This window comes from Verrucomicrobiia bacterium (assembly GCA_026414565.1).
GTDB lineage: Bacteria > Verrucomicrobiota > Verrucomicrobiia > Limisphaerales > Fontisphaeraceae > Fontisphaera.
This window is the reverse complement of the sequence record JAOAIT010000055.1, coordinates 147,158-166,132: the sequence shown is the minus strand read 5'-3', so window position 1 is coordinate 166,132 and position 18,975 is coordinate 147,158. Positions and strand designations below refer to the sequence as shown.

The 18,975-nt window shown below is 65.3% G+C and carries 14 protein-coding genes; 3 read left to right on the top strand and 11 right to left on the bottom strand.

Annotated features, from left to right (window positions below):
* Positions 1–213: 213 nt before the first annotated feature.
* Complete coding sequence (locus N3J91_13480; GenBank protein MCX8157433.1) at positions 214–1,503, top strand: class I SAM-dependent rRNA methyltransferase; 1,290 nt, start codon at positions 214–216, stop codon at positions 1,501–1,503.
* An 89-nt stretch (positions 1,504–1,592) separates the two neighbouring features.
* On the opposite strand, the gene N3J91_13475 is transcribed toward N3J91_13480, so the two are convergent.
* Positions 1,593–2,732, bottom strand: coding sequence for a hypothetical protein (locus N3J91_13475; protein MCX8157432.1), 1,140 nt, complete (start codon positions 2,730–2,732; stop codon positions 1,593–1,595).
* A gap of 191 nt (positions 2,733–2,923) precedes the next feature.
* On the opposite strand from N3J91_13475, the gene N3J91_13470 reads away from it, so the two are divergent.
* Positions 2,924–4,918 carry a glycoside hydrolase family 127 protein gene (locus tag N3J91_13470; protein ID MCX8157431.1) on the top strand — a complete coding sequence of 665 codons (1,995 nt, stop codon included), beginning with the start codon at positions 2,924–2,926 and terminating at the stop codon, positions 4,916–4,918.
* A 7-nt stretch (positions 4,919–4,925) separates the two neighbouring features.
* Here N3J91_13470 and N3J91_13465 read toward each other — a convergent pair whose 3' ends face one another.
* The gene (locus N3J91_13465) at positions 4,926–5,933 is read right to left on the bottom strand and encodes a hypothetical protein (GenBank protein MCX8157430.1); all 1,008 of its coding nucleotides are present in this window, start codon (positions 5,931–5,933) and stop codon (positions 4,926–4,928) included.
* Positions 5,934–6,032: 99 nt separating this feature from the next.
* Here N3J91_13465 and N3J91_13460 point away from each other — a divergent pair, with 99 nt between their 5' ends.
* Positions 6,033–8,144: a protein-disulfide reductase DsbD family protein gene (locus N3J91_13460; protein MCX8157429.1), complete on the top strand. Its 2,112-nt coding sequence runs from the start codon at positions 6,033–6,035 to the stop codon at positions 8,142–8,144.
* Between the two features lie 13 nt (positions 8,145–8,157).
* On the opposite strand, the gene N3J91_13455 is transcribed toward N3J91_13460, so the two are convergent.
* The 9 genes from N3J91_13455 to murD all read right to left on the bottom strand — a co-directional run bounded on the left by N3J91_13455 (position 8,158) and on the right by murD (position 18,975).
* Positions 8,158–9,477, bottom strand: a complete 1,320-nt coding sequence (locus N3J91_13455) for a hypothetical protein (protein MCX8157428.1) — start codon at positions 9,475–9,477, stop codon at positions 8,158–8,160.
* A 9-nt stretch (positions 9,478–9,486) separates the two neighbouring features.
* On the bottom strand, positions 9,487–10,698 hold the full coding sequence (ftsA, locus tag N3J91_13450) for a cell division protein FtsA (GenBank protein ID MCX8157427.1): 1,212 nt from the start codon (positions 10,696–10,698) through the stop codon (positions 9,487–9,489).
* Positions 10,691–11,653, bottom strand: coding sequence for an FtsQ-type POTRA domain-containing protein (locus tag N3J91_13445; protein MCX8157426.1), 963 nt, complete (start codon positions 11,651–11,653; stop codon positions 10,691–10,693). Before N3J91_13445 ends, ftsA begins: the two co-directional genes overlap by 8 nt.
* A gap of 8 nt (positions 11,654–11,661) precedes the next feature.
* Complete coding sequence (locus tag N3J91_13440) at positions 11,662–12,597, bottom strand: D-alanine--D-alanine ligase (protein ID MCX8157425.1); 936 nt, start codon at positions 12,595–12,597, stop codon at positions 11,662–11,664.
* A 6-nt stretch (positions 12,598–12,603) separates the two neighbouring features.
* A complete protein-coding gene (murC, locus tag N3J91_13435; GenBank protein MCX8157424.1) occupies positions 12,604–14,151 on the bottom strand; it encodes a UDP-N-acetylmuramate--L-alanine ligase in 1,548 nt (515 codons plus the stop codon).
* Complete coding sequence (murG, locus tag N3J91_13430; protein ID MCX8157423.1) at positions 14,148–15,311, bottom strand: undecaprenyldiphospho-muramoylpentapeptide beta-N-acetylglucosaminyltransferase; 1,164 nt, start codon at positions 15,309–15,311, stop codon at positions 14,148–14,150. Before murG ends, murC begins: the two co-directional genes overlap by 4 nt.
* Positions 15,312–15,319: 8 nt before the next feature.
* The gene (gene ftsW / locus N3J91_13425; GenBank protein ID MCX8157422.1) at positions 15,320–16,471 is read right to left on the bottom strand and encodes a putative lipid II flippase FtsW; all 1,152 of its coding nucleotides are present in this window, start codon (positions 16,469–16,471) and stop codon (positions 15,320–15,322) included.
* A gap of 81 nt (positions 16,472–16,552) precedes the next feature.
* On the bottom strand, positions 16,553–17,413 hold the full coding sequence (locus tag N3J91_13420) for a LysM peptidoglycan-binding domain-containing protein (GenBank protein ID MCX8157421.1): 861 nt from the start codon (positions 17,411–17,413) through the stop codon (positions 16,553–16,555).
* 89 nt (positions 17,414–17,502) lie between these two features.
* A complete protein-coding gene (gene murD, locus N3J91_13415; GenBank protein ID MCX8157420.1) occupies positions 17,503–18,975 on the bottom strand; it encodes a UDP-N-acetylmuramoyl-L-alanine--D-glutamate ligase in 1,473 nt (490 codons plus the stop codon).

Below are 18,975 nucleotides of genomic sequence, written 5' to 3'. Positions count from 1 at the left end.
GCGGGTTATGCCCCTGGGTTTCATTGCCCGCCGCCCAATGTCGCCAAGCCCGGCCTGTTCGTCAAAACCAAACATTCCCGCCGGCAGGCCCCCCTCCCCCGCCCCTCTGGGGGCAAAAGGGGGGGCCAGGGTTGCCCCCTGGCCCGCCTCATCATCGCCGGCTTTAATCCCCCCCTGCCAACGTCCTGGGAGGGCGCGCCGACGGCGCAGGGTATGCCCGGGATTGCAATTTGGACGCGGCTGACGCAGGCTGGGGCGGTGGGCAGTCGCATGAAATCCCGCCACACACCCGCGACGTCGGCTCCGGTGCTCCAGATGGCACCGGCGGTGGAGAGCACCGCCTGGGCCCGCCCGTGGGTGCAGCTCAAGTACATCACCTTTCATCCCTGCATTTACCCGGCGATGATCAAGGCCGCCTCACCCGATGCCCGGCCGGGGGCTTTGGTGCATGTGTATGACAAGCAGGGCCGCCCTTTTGGAGCGGGCTGGTACCATCCCAAGGCCCGCGTGCCGCTGCGCATGATTTACCATGGGGCGGAAACCATCACGGAAGCCTACGCGGATACCCTGTTCGAACGGGCATTGGATTTACGGTTGCGCCGGCTGAATCTTCCCGCCCACACCGACGCCTTCCGTGTGGTGCACAGCGACGGCGACGGACTGGGAGGCCTGGTGGTGGACAAACTGGGGGACGTGCTCAGTGTGGAGCTTCACAGCCTGGCGGCGCATCAGCGGCTTGAGCATTGGCTGCCGCGTCTGCACCAGGTCCTGGACACCCGCCGGGTGGTGGTGAGCGTGGAGCCGCAAATCGCCAAAGTCGAAGGGATTCCCCTGCCCCCCGGCGAGCCGGCCGTGCGCTCTGTCCGGGTGCGCGAGCATGACCTGAAATACGAAATCAATTTTGCCACCGGCCACAAAACCGGTTTTTTTTGCGATCAGCGCGACAACCGGCAGCGCCTGCGGGCCTGGGCCAACGGCGCGCGGGTGCTGGATTTGTGCTGTTACACCGGCGGTTTTGCGCTCAACGCCGCCGCCCACGGGGCGGCGGAGGTCACCGGGGTGGATCTGGACGAGGAGGCCATCGCGCAGGCGCGCCGCAATGCGCATCTCAATCAACTGCGCGTGCAATGGGTGCACTGCGATGCCTTTGCCTACGCCCGCCAGATGCAGCAGAACGGCCAGCTCTGGGATGTGGTGATTCTGGATCCGCCCAAGTTAATTCCGAGCCGGGAGGAGGCCGCCCAGGGCCGCCGGAAATACGAGGATTTGAACAGCCTGGCGGCCACCTTGCTCAAGCCGGGCGGCCTGCTGGTCACCTGCTCCTGTTCGGGCCTGCTGGCGGCGGAGGACTTCGAGTTTCTGGTCTGCCGCGGCATCCATCGGCGACATCGCCGTCTGCAAATCCTGGAGCGCACTGGGGCGGCGCCGGATCATCCCGTGATGTCCAGCGCTCCCGAGGGCCGCTATCTCAAAGTCCTCTGGGGCCGGGTCTGGCCCGCTTGAGGCATGGCCACGGCGACGGAGCGGCCGCAGGGCAAGGAAGGCGCCTGGCCTCCCGGCCATCAGCCGGGCGGTGGGGACAGCCCGGAGGTTCAATCCAAAAATTCCATGGCCACCGAGGCACGGGCGGATTTGCCGGTGGCGGCAACCAGGCGGATGCCGCCGCGAATGCGTTCGATGTGTTGGACGCGATCAAAGCCTTTGGGAATCGCCGCCACGCCCATGATGTAAGGGATGATGAGGGGCATGTCGGGCGTCAGGTTTTCGACGGTGGGATGACCGGCGCGGCTGAGCGGATTGGGGGCGGCCGATTCCGCGAGGCCCAGGTGAAAATAGGAGGTCACGTCTTCCAGGCCCATCACGTGAACGTGACGGCCATTCCAGGGGGGATAATGCCGGCCGCCGTTGCTAATCCAGAAAATCGTCTGCCGGAGCACCCGCGGATCCTTCAGGGCGAACCAAACATAGCCTTCCTGCGGAAACGTGACGGCGGTCCAGGCAAACGGCAGTTTGGGATCGTTCACCATGAGGACCAGGTCCTCAAAACCACGCCGCGCCGGGTAGGCGGTTAAATCCGCCGTGGTGCCATCGAGCCGGGGCACCCGGGCCAGGGAATCAAACCGGGCGCCCGGCTTGAGACACTGGTAGCCGCCCTGGGCGGGGTCCTCAAAGGGTTGCGGAAACACCTGGCCCCAAACGAAGCGGCTGGTGGAAATTAAACCGGAACCCTCCGCCGCCGGGAACCGCAACATGGCGTGGTGGCCGAAGTTCATGGGGCCGGTGAAACCGGAGAGCACGTGCCGGCAATAAACCGCGGTATGGTCTTCGCGCAAAAACAGCACCTTGTCCACCAGCCCGGGCCGGATCCGGGTGGGCAACTGCAGGTGCAGGCAGTGGGTGCCGGCCTCGTTGATATGCGCCAGACATTTCCAGCGGGCGTTGGCGGTCTCGCCATGGACCGGGTGCTGCTCGCCGCGCCAGGGGGTGGTGTTGGCCCCGAAGGGCAGACAGAAGAAATCGCCGCGCAATACCCGCAGAATGGGGGGCAGTTTGTTCCACCCCTTTTCCTCCGCCCACGGCGCCACGTGGTAGGGCTGCACTGTGCGCCCGCCCAGATTAAACGTCACCGGCCCCAGGTGCCCGCCGGTTTGCGTGACAAACATCTCGACGCGGCTGGAAGACATGCGCCATGAAGGCTGGCCCTGCACCGTCCGCAAGGAAGTGGTTTTCATGGCGGGGAGTGTAATGGGGTGGAGGCAGGCTGGCAAACCTAATGCCGGGCCTCGGCAGGCCATACTTCGCCGCGTTGTGCCCTCACGGCCATCACCATCCCACCGGCATGGGTGGGCCATGCCTGCATAGCGGGGCGCGGAGCCTTTTTCGCCGCTTGCCGGGAGGGGCGGCGGCCCTTAAGTTGGTGATCATGCAAGCCGTTCAAACGTTCACGTTCAGGCGCAGTTGGGCCGGTATGATGCTGGCGCTGGGCTGCGCCGCCTTCGCCACCTGCCTTATGAGCGCACCGCAAGCCACGGATGCCTTTTACCCCACAAACCGCCCGCCGCTCCAACCGGCGAAGTTTGCCGCCCTGCCGGTGGGGGCCATCCGGCCGGAGGGCTGGCTGCTGCGCCAGCTTACCTTGCAGGCGCAGGGTCTCACGGGGCATTTGGACGAATTCTGGCCGTCCCTGCGCGACTCGGCCTGGAAAGGCGGGACGGGTGACGCCTGGGAGCGCGGCCCGTATTATTTGGATGGGCTGGTGCCGCTGGCGTGGCAACTGGACGATCCCAAGCTCAAAGCCATCGCGCAAAAGTACCTGGATTTCATCCTCGCCAGCAGCCAGCCCAACGGCTGGTTCGGCCCGGAGAAAAACAAGGATCGCTGGCCGCTGGCGGTGGCGGCGAAGGTGCTGATGCAATATCACGAGGCCACCGGCGATCCGCGCGCCCTGCAGGTGCTGCAAAATTATTTGCGCTATCTGCGGGACAATCCGCCGGACTGGCCGGATCGCGAGTGGCGCGGCGTGCGGGCCATGGAGCATGCGGTGCTGGCCCTGTGGTACTACAACCGCACCGGCGATGCTGATGCGTTGCGCGTGCTGGAATCCATCCACCGCAACAGCTTTGACTGGATCGGTTACTTCATTGAATTCCCCTTCCGCGAGCCGCGCCATCGCCCGCCGCATCCGCTGCGGCACGACACGCATGTCGTGAATCTCGCGATGGCCATCAAGTACCCCGGCCTGTGGCTGCAATACTCCGGCGACGCCCGCGCCCATCATGCGCTGTATGCCGCCATGGGCAACCTGGACCAGTACCATGGCCAGGTGGGTGGCCGCTTTGGCGGGGATGAGCATCTGGCGGGCCGCCATCCTTCGCAGGGCACCGAGCTATGCGCGATTGTTGAGTATATGTATTCGCTGGAAAAACTGGTGGAGTACCTGGGGGATCCCGCGCTGGCCGATCGGCTGGAAATGCTGGCGTATAATTGCAAGCCGGGCACGTGCACGCCGGATTACTGGGCGCATCAATACGATCAGCAAGCCAACCAGGTGCTGGTTTCGCGGGCCAAACGCCGGTGGACCACCAACGGGGATGATTCCAATCTATACGGTCTGGAGCCCAATTTTGGTTGTTGCACGGCCAACATGCATCAAGGCTGGCCCAAGCTGGTGGCCCACTTGTGGATGGCCACGCCTGATCAGGGGTTGGCCGCCATCGCCTACGGCCCCTGCCGCGTGCAGGCCCGGGTGGCCGATGGCGCGCCAGCCACGCTGCGGGTGGAAACAGATTATCCTTTCGATGAAACCATCCTGGTGAAAGTGGCTTTGGACCGGCCGGCGGCATTCCCGTTGTATTTGCGCATTCCCGCCTGGGCAACGAATGCCACGCTGAAAGTCGGTGCCCGCACCCTCAAGGCCACGCCGGGGAGTTTTGTGCATGTGCAACGCAACTGGAAGGACGGCGACACGGTGCAGCTCCGCCTGCCCATGCCGTTGCGGGTGGAGCGCCGCTATAATAACAGCGCGGCCATTCTCCGTGGTCCGTTGTATTTCTCGCTGCGCATCGGGGAAGAATTCAAGGAACTCCAACGGCATCATCCCACCCTGCCGGTGGTGGATTGGGAGGTGCATCCCACCACGGCCTGGAATTATGCGCTGTTATTGGATGAGAAGAATCCCGGGAAAAGTTTCAAGGTGCGCCGCCAGCCGGTGGGCGCCATGCCGTTTGACAATGCCACAGCGCCGGTGGTGCTGACCGGCCGGGGCCGGCGCGTGCCGGAATGGACCCTGGAGCAGAACAGCGCCGCAGCCCCGCCAGCGAGTCCGGTGGTGGCCGTGGGGCCGTTGGAAACCCTCGAGCTGGTGCCCTACGGCTGCACACGGCTGCGGATCACGGAGTTTCCTGTGCTCGCAAAATAGGGCGGGGTTACTGGGCCGGCCAGCGCGTGCCATCCGTGAACTGCGTTTCCCGCAGCTCGATGATAGCCTTGCGGGCGTCAGCCGGGATGATGACATTTTTGAACTCCAGCTCGGCCTCGCTGTTCTTTTCCACCAGCGGCGTCTCGGCCGCCAACAGCAAGGCCTCGCGCTCGCCCACGGGATTGGCGCCGGAATCGAGGAAGTAGAGTTTTACCGTCAATTTGCGCAGGGGTTTGTTGGCGTGGTTTTTGGCGGCCACCTTGACGCCGCGCTCGGCGCCGCTGCCGGTGAACTCCACAAAGTCCAGTTGCACGGGGCGGCGACGGTTGCCAAAGTCCAGGGGCACAATTGGCTCGGGCGCAGGCGGCGGTTTGGGGGCTTCCACCTCGGTGGGCGGAGGGGGACGGGAAGCCGGAGGAGTCGCCGGGCGTGAGCCGCCGCTCTTGGCGGGCTGATTCCCGGCGGCCGCCTTGGCGGCGATCTGGGCCAGTTGCACCAGAAACGCCTGCACCTTTTGCGGATCGGCCTCAAACTTGGGCGTCAAGCCCTGCTCCAAATCGAGGGTGAGGGCGCGCTCCTTCTCATTGAGCATGATGGAGAGGGCGTGAATACGCCAGTGGCCGTCCTCCTTTTTGAGGCTGTATTCGGTGTGCAGCCGGGCCTTGCCCAACGTCTCCACGGTCTGACAGCGGGCCGTGTCCTCAGTCACCTGCGGCTCGCCCACTTCCGTCTCCGTCTTGACCGTCGCCATGCCCACGTTGATGCGGTTGCCGGGGTTGAAATGTTTTTGCGCGGCACGGGTCAGGAGTTTGCGAGCCTTCTCGGCATCCTGCGCCTTGTTGGCGTCCACCCAGTCTTGCACTACTTTGCGCACGGCCGCGGGCTCATCGCCCGAGGCCGCGCTCGCGGCGCCCGCGCCGGCGCTGAGCCAGAACAGCAAGACACCGGCGAGCAACAAGGAGAAGTTCCACCCGCGAGGGTGGAGACCCGAACAGGATGGCAAGGCATGCATCATAAGCCCGTCAAAGGTTTACCTGTTCAATGTACGCCCCGGGCGGCAAAAGGAAAACAGAAAAGGCCTGCCCAAAACCGGTTTTCATGACAATTTAAGCGCATGTTACGAATCTTGCTGTCATTGAGCCTGCTGCTGGGCGTCGTGGCCCAGGCGGCCGTGCGGACCAAGGCGGCGCTCTGGCTGGAGCACTCGGCGGCCCGGCCGGGCGACATCGTTTGGGCTGGCGTGCAGTTGCGCATGCCTGGCAAGTTGCACACTTATTGGCAGTACGGCGGCGATGCGGGCGGCCCCACCACCATCAAATGGCAACTGCCGCCCTTCCTGAAGGCTGGGGAGATTCAGTGGCCGGTGCCGGAGAAACATGAGGATAGTGGTTTGTTCACTTATGTTTATTACCGCGAGGCCTGGCTGTTGGTGCCGCTGCAAATCGCCTCCAATGCCCCCGCCGGCCCGGTCACTCTCCGTGCCCAGGTCTCATGGCTGGAGTGCGAAACCACCTGCCTGCCGGGCGAAATGGAAGTGGTGGCCGAATTGACCATCGGCCGCCAAGCAGTGCCCTCCCCCCAGGCGGCCAACTTTGCCATGGCCCGGCAACGGCTGCCTCAAACCGGGGCCAAGGCCACGGCGCGCTGGGGGGCGCCGCAGGGCGACCTCCGTCAATTGGAAATCGAATGGGAGGCCGGTCCCGGGAGTGAATCCCCGGATTTCTTTCCCCTGCCCGAGGAGACATTCACGGTGGCGGGGGAGACGACCGTCAAGGAGTTGTCGCCGGGACGCTGGCAGTTGCGCAAGGAGGTCAAACGCCACGGCGCCGCCTGGCCGACACGCATCAAAGGTGTGCTGGTGGCAGGTTTCAAGGACCAGGTGCGGGGCTTTGCCGTGGAATTCCAGCCCGGCGGCGAGGCGCCATCCTCCCCGCCGCCCGCCGCCGCGGCGGCCGCCAAAGCCGGCTTGTGGGTGTACGTGATTCAGCTTTTGGGGGCGCTGGCTGGCGGATTCATTTTGAATTTCATGCCCTGCGTGCTGCCGGTGGTTTCGTTGAAAATCCTCAGCTTTGTGCATCAGAGCCAGGCGCAGCCGCGGGAGGTGCGGCGGCTGGGGATGGTGTATGCGGCGGGAGTGCTCTGCTCCTTTCTGGTGCTGGCGCTGGTGGTTTTAGGGGCGCGGCTGGCCGGGCAGAGTGTGAGCTGGGGCATTCAGTTGCAGAATCCGGCCTTTGTCATGGTGCTGGCCATGGTGATGACGTTGGTGGGCCTGAACCTGTTTGGGGTGTTTGAGATTCTGCCCGGCAGCGGTTTGTTGGGCGCCGCCTCGTCACTTACGGCCAAGGGGGGGACTGCCGGCGCCTTTTTCAACGGAGTGCTCGCCACGTTTCTGGCCACCGCCTGCACGGCGCCGATGTTGGGCGCGGCCGTCGGTTTTGCCTTTGCACAGCCGTGGCCGGCCATGATCCCTCCCTTCTTCCTGGCGATTGGGCTGGGCATGGCCCTGCCCTATGTGGTGCTGTCGTATAATCCGGCGTGGCTCAAATGGCTGCCCAAGCCGGGCGTGTGGATGGAGCGATTCAAGCAATTCATGGGTTTTCCCATGCTGGCCACCGCGGTCTGGCTGCTCAGCCTGGCCATCGAGGCCCTGGGCACCGGCCGCGCCGTCTGGCTGGGGATGGTGCTGCTGGTGGTGGCCCTGGGGGCCTGGATTTACGGCGTTTGGGTGCAGGGCCAGGCACGCAAGGGAGCCTGGGTCCTCATCGCCCTGCTGGCGGCCATCAACCTTTATCTACTGGAAAATGTGGCCCGCTGGCGTCATCCGCCGGAGCCATCAACGGGCGGTGAAGAAATCATCCGCCTGCATCCCAACGGCATTGAGTGGCGCCGGTGGAGTCCGGAGGCCGTGGCCGCCGCGCGCGCCCAGGGGCGTCCGGTGTTGGTGGACTTCACGGCCTCCTGGTGCCTGACGTGCCAGGTCAACGCCAAAACCAGCCTAGAAATCCCGGAAGTGCGCGAAAAACTCAAAGCCATCAATGCGGTGGCGTTGTTGGAAAACAGCTATCGCAAGAATAAAACCGTGATCGAAGAGCTGGCGCGGCATGGCCGGGCGGGCGTGCCGCTGGTGCTGGTCTATCCCAGGGACGCCTCCAAACCGCCGATTGTCCTGCCGGAGTTGCTCACCCCGCGCATGGTGTTGGAAGCCCTGGACCAGGCCGCGCGCTGAGCGGCCCGGGTGCCTAATTGAGTTTGACCCCGCGGCGAATGTAGGTGGGGACGTCCAAATCCTCACCATCCCGGATGGTGGGATCACTTTTATCGAAGCGCCCTTTGGAAACCACCTCCAGCGGCAGCATGACTTGTTCCGCCCCGGCCCGTTTGCCGCGCACACGCCCGCCCTGTTTGCGAAAATGCTGGCGGGCTTTTTCGGGCGGGACTTCCGGAGGCGGCGGCACGATGCGCGCCGGTGGACGCGGCGCGGCGGGAGGGAGAAAACTTTGGGCTTCGGATTCGTCCGCGGGTGCGGGCCGCGGCGGGGCTTCAGCCGCCGGGGCTTCGGCGGGCGTGACCGGTTCAACTTCCCGTCCTGCCAGGGTGGAGGCCATTAAAGTAACAAGCAGGCGTCCGCGCAAAGCCGGATCACACGCCACGCCCCAGACGAGGTGGGCTTGGGGGGCCTGCTGCCGGAGCTGGGCACTCAGCCACTCCAGATCGGCCGGCAGCAAGTCCTCACCGCCCGCAACGCCCACCACCATGAACCCCCATTTCTGCCATTCGCCGGCCTGGCCCGCTCCCAACTGCTGGCTTAATTGGGACCAGACCTCAAAAGTACGATTGTCCCCCGCCGCCTCGGCGGCGGCCAGTTGACATTCCACCGCCCGGCCGGCGGTGGCCGTGCGCAGGGCGCCCAGGTCCAGTTGCATCAACCCGGGCAGGGCCAGCAGGCGCCACCAGGCGGCCACCACATTCGCCAGCCGCTCGTTGGCCGCAGAGAGGAGCTGCGGAACGGTCTGGCCGGCATCGCCCTTTTCCAGGAGCGTCTGATTATCCAGGGGTATGGTGATGTCGGCTTCGTCGCGCAGGCGGCTCAGGGCCAGGATGGCCTGGCGTCGGCGGCGCGAGCCTTCCATTTCGAGGGGCATGGCAACGATGGCCACCACCCAGGCGCCGGCGGCCCTGGCTGCCCGGGCAATCACCGGCGCGGCGCCGCTGCCCGTGCCCCCACCCAGCCCCGCCAGCAGAAAAACCACCTCCGCACCGGCAACCAGCGCCGGCAGCTCGGCTTCGCTGGCTTCGGCTGCCGCTCTTCCCTGCTTGGGGTCACCGCCGGCGCTGAGGCCGCCCAGCACCGGGCGGCCCAGCAGGAACGTTTCCACCCCGGCGCGCATTTGCAAGGCGCGCCAACTGGTGTCCACCGCCACACAACGGATGCCCGGCCAAGGGGCGCGCGCCAGCAGGGCGGCCAGGTTGCCGCCCGCTCCCCCCACGCCAATCACCGTGATTTTGGGGGCCGCCGGCTTGGCGGCAGGCATCGGTGCCGAAGGAGATTGTTCGCTCATAAATGGTCTTCACCCGCGCGCCACCAATCCACTCAAGGTATCGCGGAAGCGCTCCAACAGACTGGGCTGCCGTTTTTGTTGAATGGAGGCGTATTTGACCAGGCCGATGGCGGTGGCGAACTCCGGCTGGTCCTGGGTGGATTGAATGCTGTTGATCGAGCCGTTGCGCCCCAGATAGACCGGCAGTTGAAAGATCTGCTCGGCCAGTTGTTGAATGCCGGGGATGCGCGCCCCTCCGCCCACCAGGAACACGCCGCGGCGCAAATGGTCCAGCCAGCCGGCCTGGGCCAGATCGTTTTCGATGAGCTGCAGGATTTCCTCGATGCGCAACGCCATGATGCGGTTGAGGTGTTCAAGGTTGATGGTGCGCATCTGGAGGCCGTGCTCCGTCTCCAGCGAGAGGTTCTGGCCGTGCCACTCGGGGCGGGTGAGCGCGCTGCCATACTCGATTTTCAGTTGCTCGGCGCGCCCGAGCGAAACCTTGAGGCCAATGGCCAGATCATTGCTGATGTGGTCGCCTCCCACCGCCAGCACGCCGGTGTGTTTGCACAATCCCCCCGCATAGACCACATAATCAGTGACCCCCGCCCCCAGGTCAATGACCAGAGATCCCATCTCCTTGTCCTCGTGGCTCAGCACCGCCAGGGCGGAGGCGAGGCCGTTGAAGGCCACGCCATCCAAACCGAGCTGCAACCCCTGCACCACCCGCATGGCCGTCTTGATGCGGTTGTCATTGCCGTGCACCACGTGCACATCCACCTCCAACCGGCTGCCCAACATGCGGACGGGGTTGGGAATGCCCGACTGGCCGTCCACGGTGAAATCCTGGCGCATGGTGTGGATGATGGCGTTGGAGGAGGGAATGACCACCGCCCGCGCATTTTGAATCACCTGCTGCACGTCCTCCTCGGTGATGTCCCGATCCACCGAGACGATCTGGTGCACCCCCCGGTTGGTCAGCCCCTGAATATGGCCGCCGGTGACGCCCAGACATACACTGCGGATTTCGACGTCCGCGTTTTTCTCCGCCTCGGCAATGGCCACGCGCACATCTTCGGCGGCCTGCACCGGGTCCACGATCTCGCCCTTGCGCACGCCGCGTGAGGCGCACTGGCCGATGCCAATCAGATTCAAGGCGCCGGCGGCATTCATCTCACCCACCACGGCCACCACTTTGGCGGTGCCGATCTCCAGACCCACGATGACAGAGCTTCTAGACATCTTTTTTGCGGTTGGTGTTGCGGACGGTCTTGGCCGGTTTGGGGGGGGCAGGCGGTACGGCCGCAGCGTCCACAGTGGTGTAGGGCACGTTGTTGGCGACGGACAAATCGAGCGACGCCAGCGCCCGGCCCTGGCGCTGCACGTAATCATGCACGGCGCGCCATCGCCAGAGCTGCCGTTCCAGATTCTCCATGCCGAAACAAATCCGGCTTCCCTGCCCGGTGTGCACCACCATTACTTCCGGGCTGGTCAAATCAATCCAGCGCAGGTCCACCAAGCCGGCCATGGGCGAGCGTTCAAAGATGGTGATCAACCGCAGCGCGGCCTTGACCTGGGGCGATTCCACCACCTTGCCCGGGCGCAGTTCGACGTAGTTGATGCCGGTGATGACCGGCAGAAACTGGTTGGTGGCCGTCCACGGCACCGCCCGCTGGCCGGGGGTCACCGGCAGCATTACATAGCCGGAGGCGTCGAGGGTGAAGACCACCGGATCGCGCACCCCCGGGCCCATCGGCTGCAGGACCTGGGCCACCGGCTCGCGCTCGGTGATGCGCAGGCGCAGCGTTTGCGGCAGCACCCGCTCGACGGAGACCGACGCGATCATCGGCACCAGCTCGAGGTCACGCTTCACCCGGTTCAGATCCAGCGCAAAAAGGTTCTGGCCCACCTTCAAATCCGCCCAGCGCCGGATTTGTTCGGGCGAGATCACGCCATCGGTCTGGATGTCGATCGTCTGGATGGAGAAGGAGGGGTTGTTGTAGATCAACTGGTCCATCAACCAGCTCCAGCTTCGCCAGAGCAGAAACATGCCCAGCAGGGCCAGCATGGAGAAGGCCATGGCTTTGGAGGCCGTGCGCAGGCGATCCGAGCGCAACCGCACCCCGCCACGGTTCACCTCCAGCACGCGCGGGGGGTCCGCCCGCCGGCTCTTGTTCTTTTTTCCAAAGGGCCACATGATGCCGATTAAACTTCGTTCGTCCTCACGGCAACCGCGGCGTCTGCGCGGCGCAAAGCCAGGTCAACCATGCGTTGACAGAGGGCGGCATAGTCCAGGCCCGCCGCTGCCGCCGCCTTGGGCAGCAAACTGGTCTCGGTCATGCCCGGCAGGGTGTTGATCTCCAGCACCATGGGCTGGCCGTTTTCCGTCACCATGATGTCCACCCGGGCATAATCGCGGCCGCCGATGGCATGAAATGCCCCCAGGGCCGCCTCTTGGACGCGGGCGGTCACCTCGGGCGGCAGGGGCGCGGGGCACAGATACTCGGTGGCCCCTGCGGTGTATTTATTATGGTAATCATAAGCGCCACGTTTGGGGCGCACCTCCACCACCGGCAAAGGCTGACCGTCCAGAAGGCCCACTGTGGTTTCGCGCCCGAACAAACGCGGTTCGACAAGGGCGCGGCGGTCGTGTTGCAGCGCCTGGGCCAGAGCGGCCGGCCATTGGTCGGGCGCGTCCACAAAAGCCAGGCCCACACTGGAGCCCTGACAGACTGGCTTGACCACCAGCGGCGGCGTCCAGCCGGCCGGCCAGGGGGCGGCCGGATGCTCCACCACGACAAAGGGCGCGGTGGGCACACCCGCCGCCTGGCACCGTTGCTTGGTGAGCACCTTGTCAAAGGCCACCCGGCTGGCCTCGGGACCGCAGCCGGTATAGGGCACGCCCAGCCGCTCCAACTCCTCCTGCACCGCGCCATCCTCCCCATAGGTGCCGTGGAGCGCCAGAAAAACGACATCCGTCCCCGGCGGCAGCCGCCAGCGGCCGGGCTGCGCGTCCACCTCGGTGACGGTGTGTCCCAGCCCCCGCAAGGCACGGGCCACCGCCGCGCCGGAGCGCAACGAAACCTCGCGCTCGGCGGAGGGGCCGCCCATGAACACGGCAATATGGAGGTGCGCTCGCATGGATGCTTACCGATAACGTCCGCAACAGGGCCGCCCCGGAGGCGCCGCCATCCCACCGCTTCCTGCGGCGCTCGCGGCCCCCGGGTTTTCCGCCCGCAATTGTTCAGCCAGCCGGTGCGCGGCCACCGTGATGTCGGCCCCGGCGCCGATGAACAAGGCCAAATCTCCCGGCCGCAGGGCCGCGCGCACCTGTTGGGCCAGAAGCTCCGGGCCCGCCACAACCTCCGCCGCCTGGCCTTCGGCGCGAATGGCCTGGGCCAGCCATTCACTGTCCACGCCGGGGATGGGCGGCTCGCTGGCCGGGTAAATGGGCAGCAGCCAGAGGCGGTCCGCCCCCTGGAAACAAGTTGCAAATTGCTCCACGAGTTTTTGCGTGCGGGTGTAGCGATGCGGCTGAAAGGCCACCAAGAGGCGTTGCGGCGAAAGCGAGCGCATGGCCTGCAAGGTCAGCCGGATTTCGTTGGGATGGTGGCCGTAATCGTCATACACCGCGCAGCGCTCGTCCCGATAGAGGCACTGTTGGCGCCGGGCGGCGCCGCGGAAACCGGCCAGCACGCGGGCGATGTCCTCGGCCGGATAGCCCAACTGATGAAGCATGGCGATGACGGCCGCCGCATTGCTCAGATTCTGGGCGCCGAGCAGGCGCGTGGAGAATTCACCCAGCCGCCGCCGTTGATGCCAGATTTCGAAGCAGGCCACCGGCTCCGGTGTGGCCCCCGCCGGGCCGGGCAGAGGCCGGCAATGGATGAATTCCAGCCGGTAATGGGCCAGCGGATGGCAGCCGTAGGTCAGGGCATCGGACCGTTTTTTCATCAGCGCCGCCAGCCGCTCGTCATCCAGGCAATAAATCAGCGGGCCGCCGCGGACTTGATCCGCAAACTGCTGGAATTCAAGACGCACCGCGGCAAAGTCCTGAAAATAATCCAGATGGTCCTCGTCCACATTGAGCAGGATGGCCGCCTGGGGACGGAATTCCAGGAGGGTGCCGTCGCTTTCATCGGCCTCCAGCACGAACCAGGGGGGCTGCCCGTTCACGCGGCCCTGGGAAAACCGCGCATGGGGCGTCAACTGCGGCGTGAGCCAGCCCACGGCATAACTGGGGGCCGCCCCCAGTTGCTCCAGGGCATACGCGAGCCAGGCGGAAGTGGTGGTTTTGCCGTGCATGCCGGCCACGCACAAGGGCCGCTGCCGATGCGCCAGCGCGGCCAGCACCGGGGCGCGCCGGGTCACCGGCAGGCCCGCCTCCCGTGCCTGGCGCCATTCCGGATTGTCCTCGGGCACGGCGGAACTGCGCACCACCAGTTGGGGCGCGGCCGCGGTGACATGGGACGCCGCATGTCCCTGATGCACCACGGCGCCGCGGGCGCGCAAACCGGCCGTCTCGGCATTGTCCTGCAGATCCGAGCCGCTGACGCGGCAGCCCAGGTCCAGCAACAGATGCCCCAGGCCGCTCATGCCACAGCCGCCGGCGCCAATCAAATGCACCGCCAGCCTGCTGCCGGCCTGGCGCAGCAGCTCTTCCACCCCCCACGTGTCCAACTCGTAACCGTTCATGCCAAAACCTTGCCCGCCGTGGCCGCCGGGTGCTCGGGCTTGACCGTGCTGCCCGCCCCATTCCACGTGCGCATCAATGTCACCATTTGCTCGGCGATGCGCGTGGCTGCGTCCGGATGATGCCAGCGCGCCACCGCTTCGGCCATTTGTCTTCGGGCCGATTCGTCATTGGCCAGGCGCGTAATTTCACCCAGGAAACGCGCCGGCGTGGCCGCCGACTGCTCCAGCAGCACCGCCGCGCCAGCCTCGGCCAGCGCGCGCGCATTGTGGTATTGATGATTATCCGCCGCCGCCGGATAGGGAATTAAAATCGCCGGCACCCGCATGGCCGCAAACTCCGCCAAGGAGGAGGCGCCGGCGCGGCTGATGGCCAGGGTGGCCGCCCCCAGGGCCAGCTCCATTTCCGAAAAAAAGGCCCGCACCAGGGCCGGTAGCTGACGCGCGGCATAGGCCTGGCGGACGCGCTCTTCGTCCCGCTGACCGGTGAGATGCACAAATTGCCAGCCGGGCAGCGCCTTTTGCAAGGCATCCAAATCGCGCAGCACCAGTTCATTAATGGGCCTCGCTCCCTGGCTGCCGCCCATGACGAGCAGGGTGGGCACCTCCGGCCGCAACCCCAGCGCCCGCCGCGCCGCGGCCGGCTCCATGGGTTGGAATTGCGGGCGCACCGGCGTGCCCGTGTGCACCACGCGCGGATGTTTGAGGCGCGTCACCGTGGACGGAAAGCCCACAAAGGCCTGCTGCACAAACCGCGCCAGCCAGCGGTTGGCCCGGCCGGGGATGGTGTTGGATTCGTGCAAAAAGGTGACGGCTCCCAGCCGGCGTCCGGCGTGCACCGGCGGAGCGCTGGTGAAACCGCCCATGGCCAGCACGGCCTGCGGTGGCCGCGCCTGAAACCATGCGCGGCTCTGCTGATAAGACCGCCAGAAACCGTGCAAGAAAGCCAGATAACGATGTCCGCTCAAGCCCACCGCCGGGAGCACCTTGATCTCCATGCCGCGCACGCCCTGCACGGCCTGTTGATCCACTTCTTTGGGAGAGATCAGCAGCCACACACCGCAGCCGCGCGCCTGCAGCTCCTCCGCCACGGCCAGGCCGGGAAACAAATGACCGCCCGTGCCGCCGCAGGCAATCGCCACCAGGGGTTGTGACTCCGGCATCCGGCTCCTCATGCCTCCTCCTCCCGCAGGGATGGGGCCTCGCCTTCAAAGGGGTTGGCCGGCGCCGGCTCAAGCTCCACGCCGCGGCGGGCGACACTCAACAAAATGCCCACCGCCGCCATCATCATCAACAAATTCGAGCCGCCATAGCTCATGAAGGGCAGCGGCAATCCTTTATTGGGCAACAAACTGGTGACCACCGCGATATTGACAAAGGCCTGCAAACCGATCAGGGCGGTGATGCCAAAAGCCAGATACATGCCGAAGGAATCGGCGGCCCGCTCCGCAATGGCAATCCCGCAGATCAACAACACCATGAACGCCACCACCACCGCCAGGCTGCCTTTGAGGCCCAGCTCCTCGCCCACCGTCGTCAACACAAAATCCGTGTGCACTTCCGGCACAAATGTTTTTTGCCGTCCGTCGCCCAGTCCGCGCCCGTCCACCCCGCCGGAGCCAAAGGCCAGGATGGCCTGGTAAGCCTGGTAACCGGTGGTCTCGGCGTATTTTTCCGGATACAAAAAGGACAGCACGCGCGTGCGCCGGACATCGTTGTTCCAGATGGCCGCTGCAAACCCTGCAATCACCAGCAGGGCCAGCGGCAGGACATGGCGCCAGCGCACCCCCGCCACCAACAAAATCAATCCCCCCACGCTCAAAAAAAGCAACGTGGTGCCGTAATCGCGCCCTGCCAAAATCAATGCCCCCATGGCCCCGAGAAAGGCGCCCGGAATCAGCAACCCCTCCTTGAAGCGCGACATGCGCCGCTGCCGATGGGCGGCGTAAGCGGCCAGCGCGATAATGGCGGCCAGTTTTGCCAGCTCGCTGGGTTGAAAATTGACCGGCCCCAACTGAATCCAGCGGCGGGCGCCCTTGATCGTTTTGCCCAGGCCCGGCACAAACACCAGGAGCAGGGCCAAGCTCGCCAGCACCGCCAGCGGCACCGCCCAGCGCTGCCAGCGCCGGTAGTCCATGGCGGCGCACACCGCCGCCGCCATCAGGCCCAGCGCGCACCACATCACCTGCTGCTGCACCAGTTGCGCCCCCCGGGCCGTCATGCTGGCGCTGTAGAGACTGACCATGCCCAACGCCAGCAACACCCCCACGCAGCCAATCAGCAGATGGGCCACCAGCGGCAGGGTATTTCTCTCGCGGCGCATGAAAAAGTTGCCTTGCCTCACTTCCGGGAAAAAACGGACGCCCGGCTGAGGCCACCGGGCGCCCGGTCCACTGAACCCTCTTTACAGAGAAGCGGTCGTCCGGCCCGGCAAGGGTGTCACATAACCCGTGCTGGTCGGCGGCACCGCCGGCGCCGCCGGGGCGGCCTCCTGACGCGGCGGAATCACCAGTTTCTGCCCCGCGCGAATCATGGTGGTCTTCAGGTTGTTGGCAGATTTGATTTTCTCCACCGAAGTCCCCTGGCTCCGGGCAATCTTGGTCAGCGTGTCACCCGGTTTCACCTCATAGGTCACCGCCCCCGCCGGCACGGGCGCCGCCGCCGGCGTCGCAGCCGGAGCGCGCGTTTCCGGCGCCGCCGCCACGGTGGCCGCCGCCTCGGGGATTTTAAGTTTTTGACCCACGCGCAGGCGGCGCGAGTCCACGCCGGGATTGGCCTTGGCGATGGCTGTAGGACTGACGTTGTATTTCTTGCCAATCGTGGTGAAATTCTCACCGGCCTGCACTTCATGCTCGCGCACGCCGGCGGCCGTCGCCGCCGGAGCCGGAGTGGCCGTCGGCGGAGTCACCACCGCGGGTCCGGGAGTGGGCGGCAACGTGGCCCCGCCTCCGGCCAGGGTGTTCACCGGGGCAGGCGGCGCGGTCGTCCCCACGGGATTCGACGCCACATCCGGCGGAGGGGCAAAGGGATTGGCCATGCCCAAATCGGCCGGTGGCGGGTTGCTCGGCAATACCAGACCGGCCTCGTTGTTGTTGGCCACGGAGGCACCGCCCCGGTTGTCCTTGCACCCCTGCAACAACAAAGCCCCCAACAAGACCACGTGAAATGCCAGGATGGCAAACACGGCGATATAGACATTCGATTTGCTGCGCGGCCTCTGCTCATCCAGAGCGCCTTGCGGCATTAGCGGGTTTTGACTGCTCATAACTTTAACGCATTCAGCGTCCTTTCTTTGAGGTTTGGGTTTAGTTGTTGCCCCGGGCTTTTCCCTCAAAAAAGCCCGAGGCAAATTTTTCACTGCTTTGTCAAATCCTGTGCCTTCTCAGGGCCGCCATTTTTGGTTTTATTGACGGCATCTCCATTATGTTGTGCCGTCAAGGATATGCAACCACAATCTATTGTGTTTTTTAGAGACAATACCACCGACCGGAAAACGTCCCCCCGATGCTGGTAATCTCGAAATTGGTCGAAACTGGAGCAGGCGGGCGAGAGCAGCACCACATCGCCGGCCACCGCCTTCCCCGCGGCCAGTTTGACTGCCGTGGGCAAATCCTCCACCAGCTCGCAGGGGACGTATAAGTGCCACGCGGCCCGCATCTTATGCCGCATCTCACCGATGAGAAAGGCGCCTTTGACCCGCTGGGCCAGCAGCGGTCCCAGCTCATGGAAATCAAGGCCTTTGTCCTTACCGCCCGCAATGAGCCAGATGTTGGGGCCGGAGGTTTCGGCCTGGGGCATGGACAGGATGGCCTTGCGGACGGCATCCACATTGGTGGCTTTGGAATCGTTGATGTACTGGACGCCCTTGATTTCGGCCACCCATTCGCAACGATGCGGGGCGGGCGCATAGGTTTTCAGGGCATTCAGGGCGGGTGTTTTGGGCAGGCTCAACGCGTAAGCCACGCCCAGGGTGGCCATGAGGTTTTCCGCATTGTGGACTCCCCGCAGGCGGCACTGGCGCATATCCAGCAGCGGCCCTTCCCAACCGGGCAGGCGCGAGCAGATGATGCCGCGCTCCAACCACAAGTCCCCGCCGGGCTGGGTGGCACTAAAGAGGATGCGCCGGGCGTTGACGCCCAATCCCTGGGCGCGCATTTGCTCCCAAGCATCGCATTGCACCACCGCCCAATCCTCGGGCTGTTGATTGATGAAAATCCGCGCCTTGGCACGCAGGTAATCTTCCATGCCGGGGTAGCGGTCCAAGTGATCCGGCGTCACATTCATCAATACCGCCACCTGCGGACGAAAGGTCTGGATGGTCTCCAATTGGAAGGAGCTGACCTCGAGGGTCAATATCTCGTAGTCCGCACTTTGCTCCAGGACAGCGCAAACCGGCAGGCCGATATTGCCCGCCGCCACGGTGCGGCGGCCGCAGTGATTGAGCAGGCGCTCGACCAGCTCGGTGGTGGTGGTTTTGCCGTTGGTGCCCGTGATGCCCACATAGGGGCAGCGGAGGAAACGGCAACCCAGCTCCAGCTCCCCCCAGAGGGGCGTGCCCGCCTGCTGCAAACGCTGCACCAGCGGCTGCTCGAGCGGCACGCCGGGACTCAGCACCGCCAGATCAAACGGCCCGGCCACCGGCTCCTTCACCGCCAGTTGCACTTCCACGCCCGCCGTCCGCAGGGTCTCGGCGGCGCGGCGCAAATCGGGGGAATCCGCCGCGTCCACGGCCAGAACGTGGGCGCCCTGGCGGGCCAGCCAGGCGGCGGCCGCCCGGCCGCTGCGGCCCAGGCCAATCACGATCACTTTATGCGGAGGCCAGTTCAT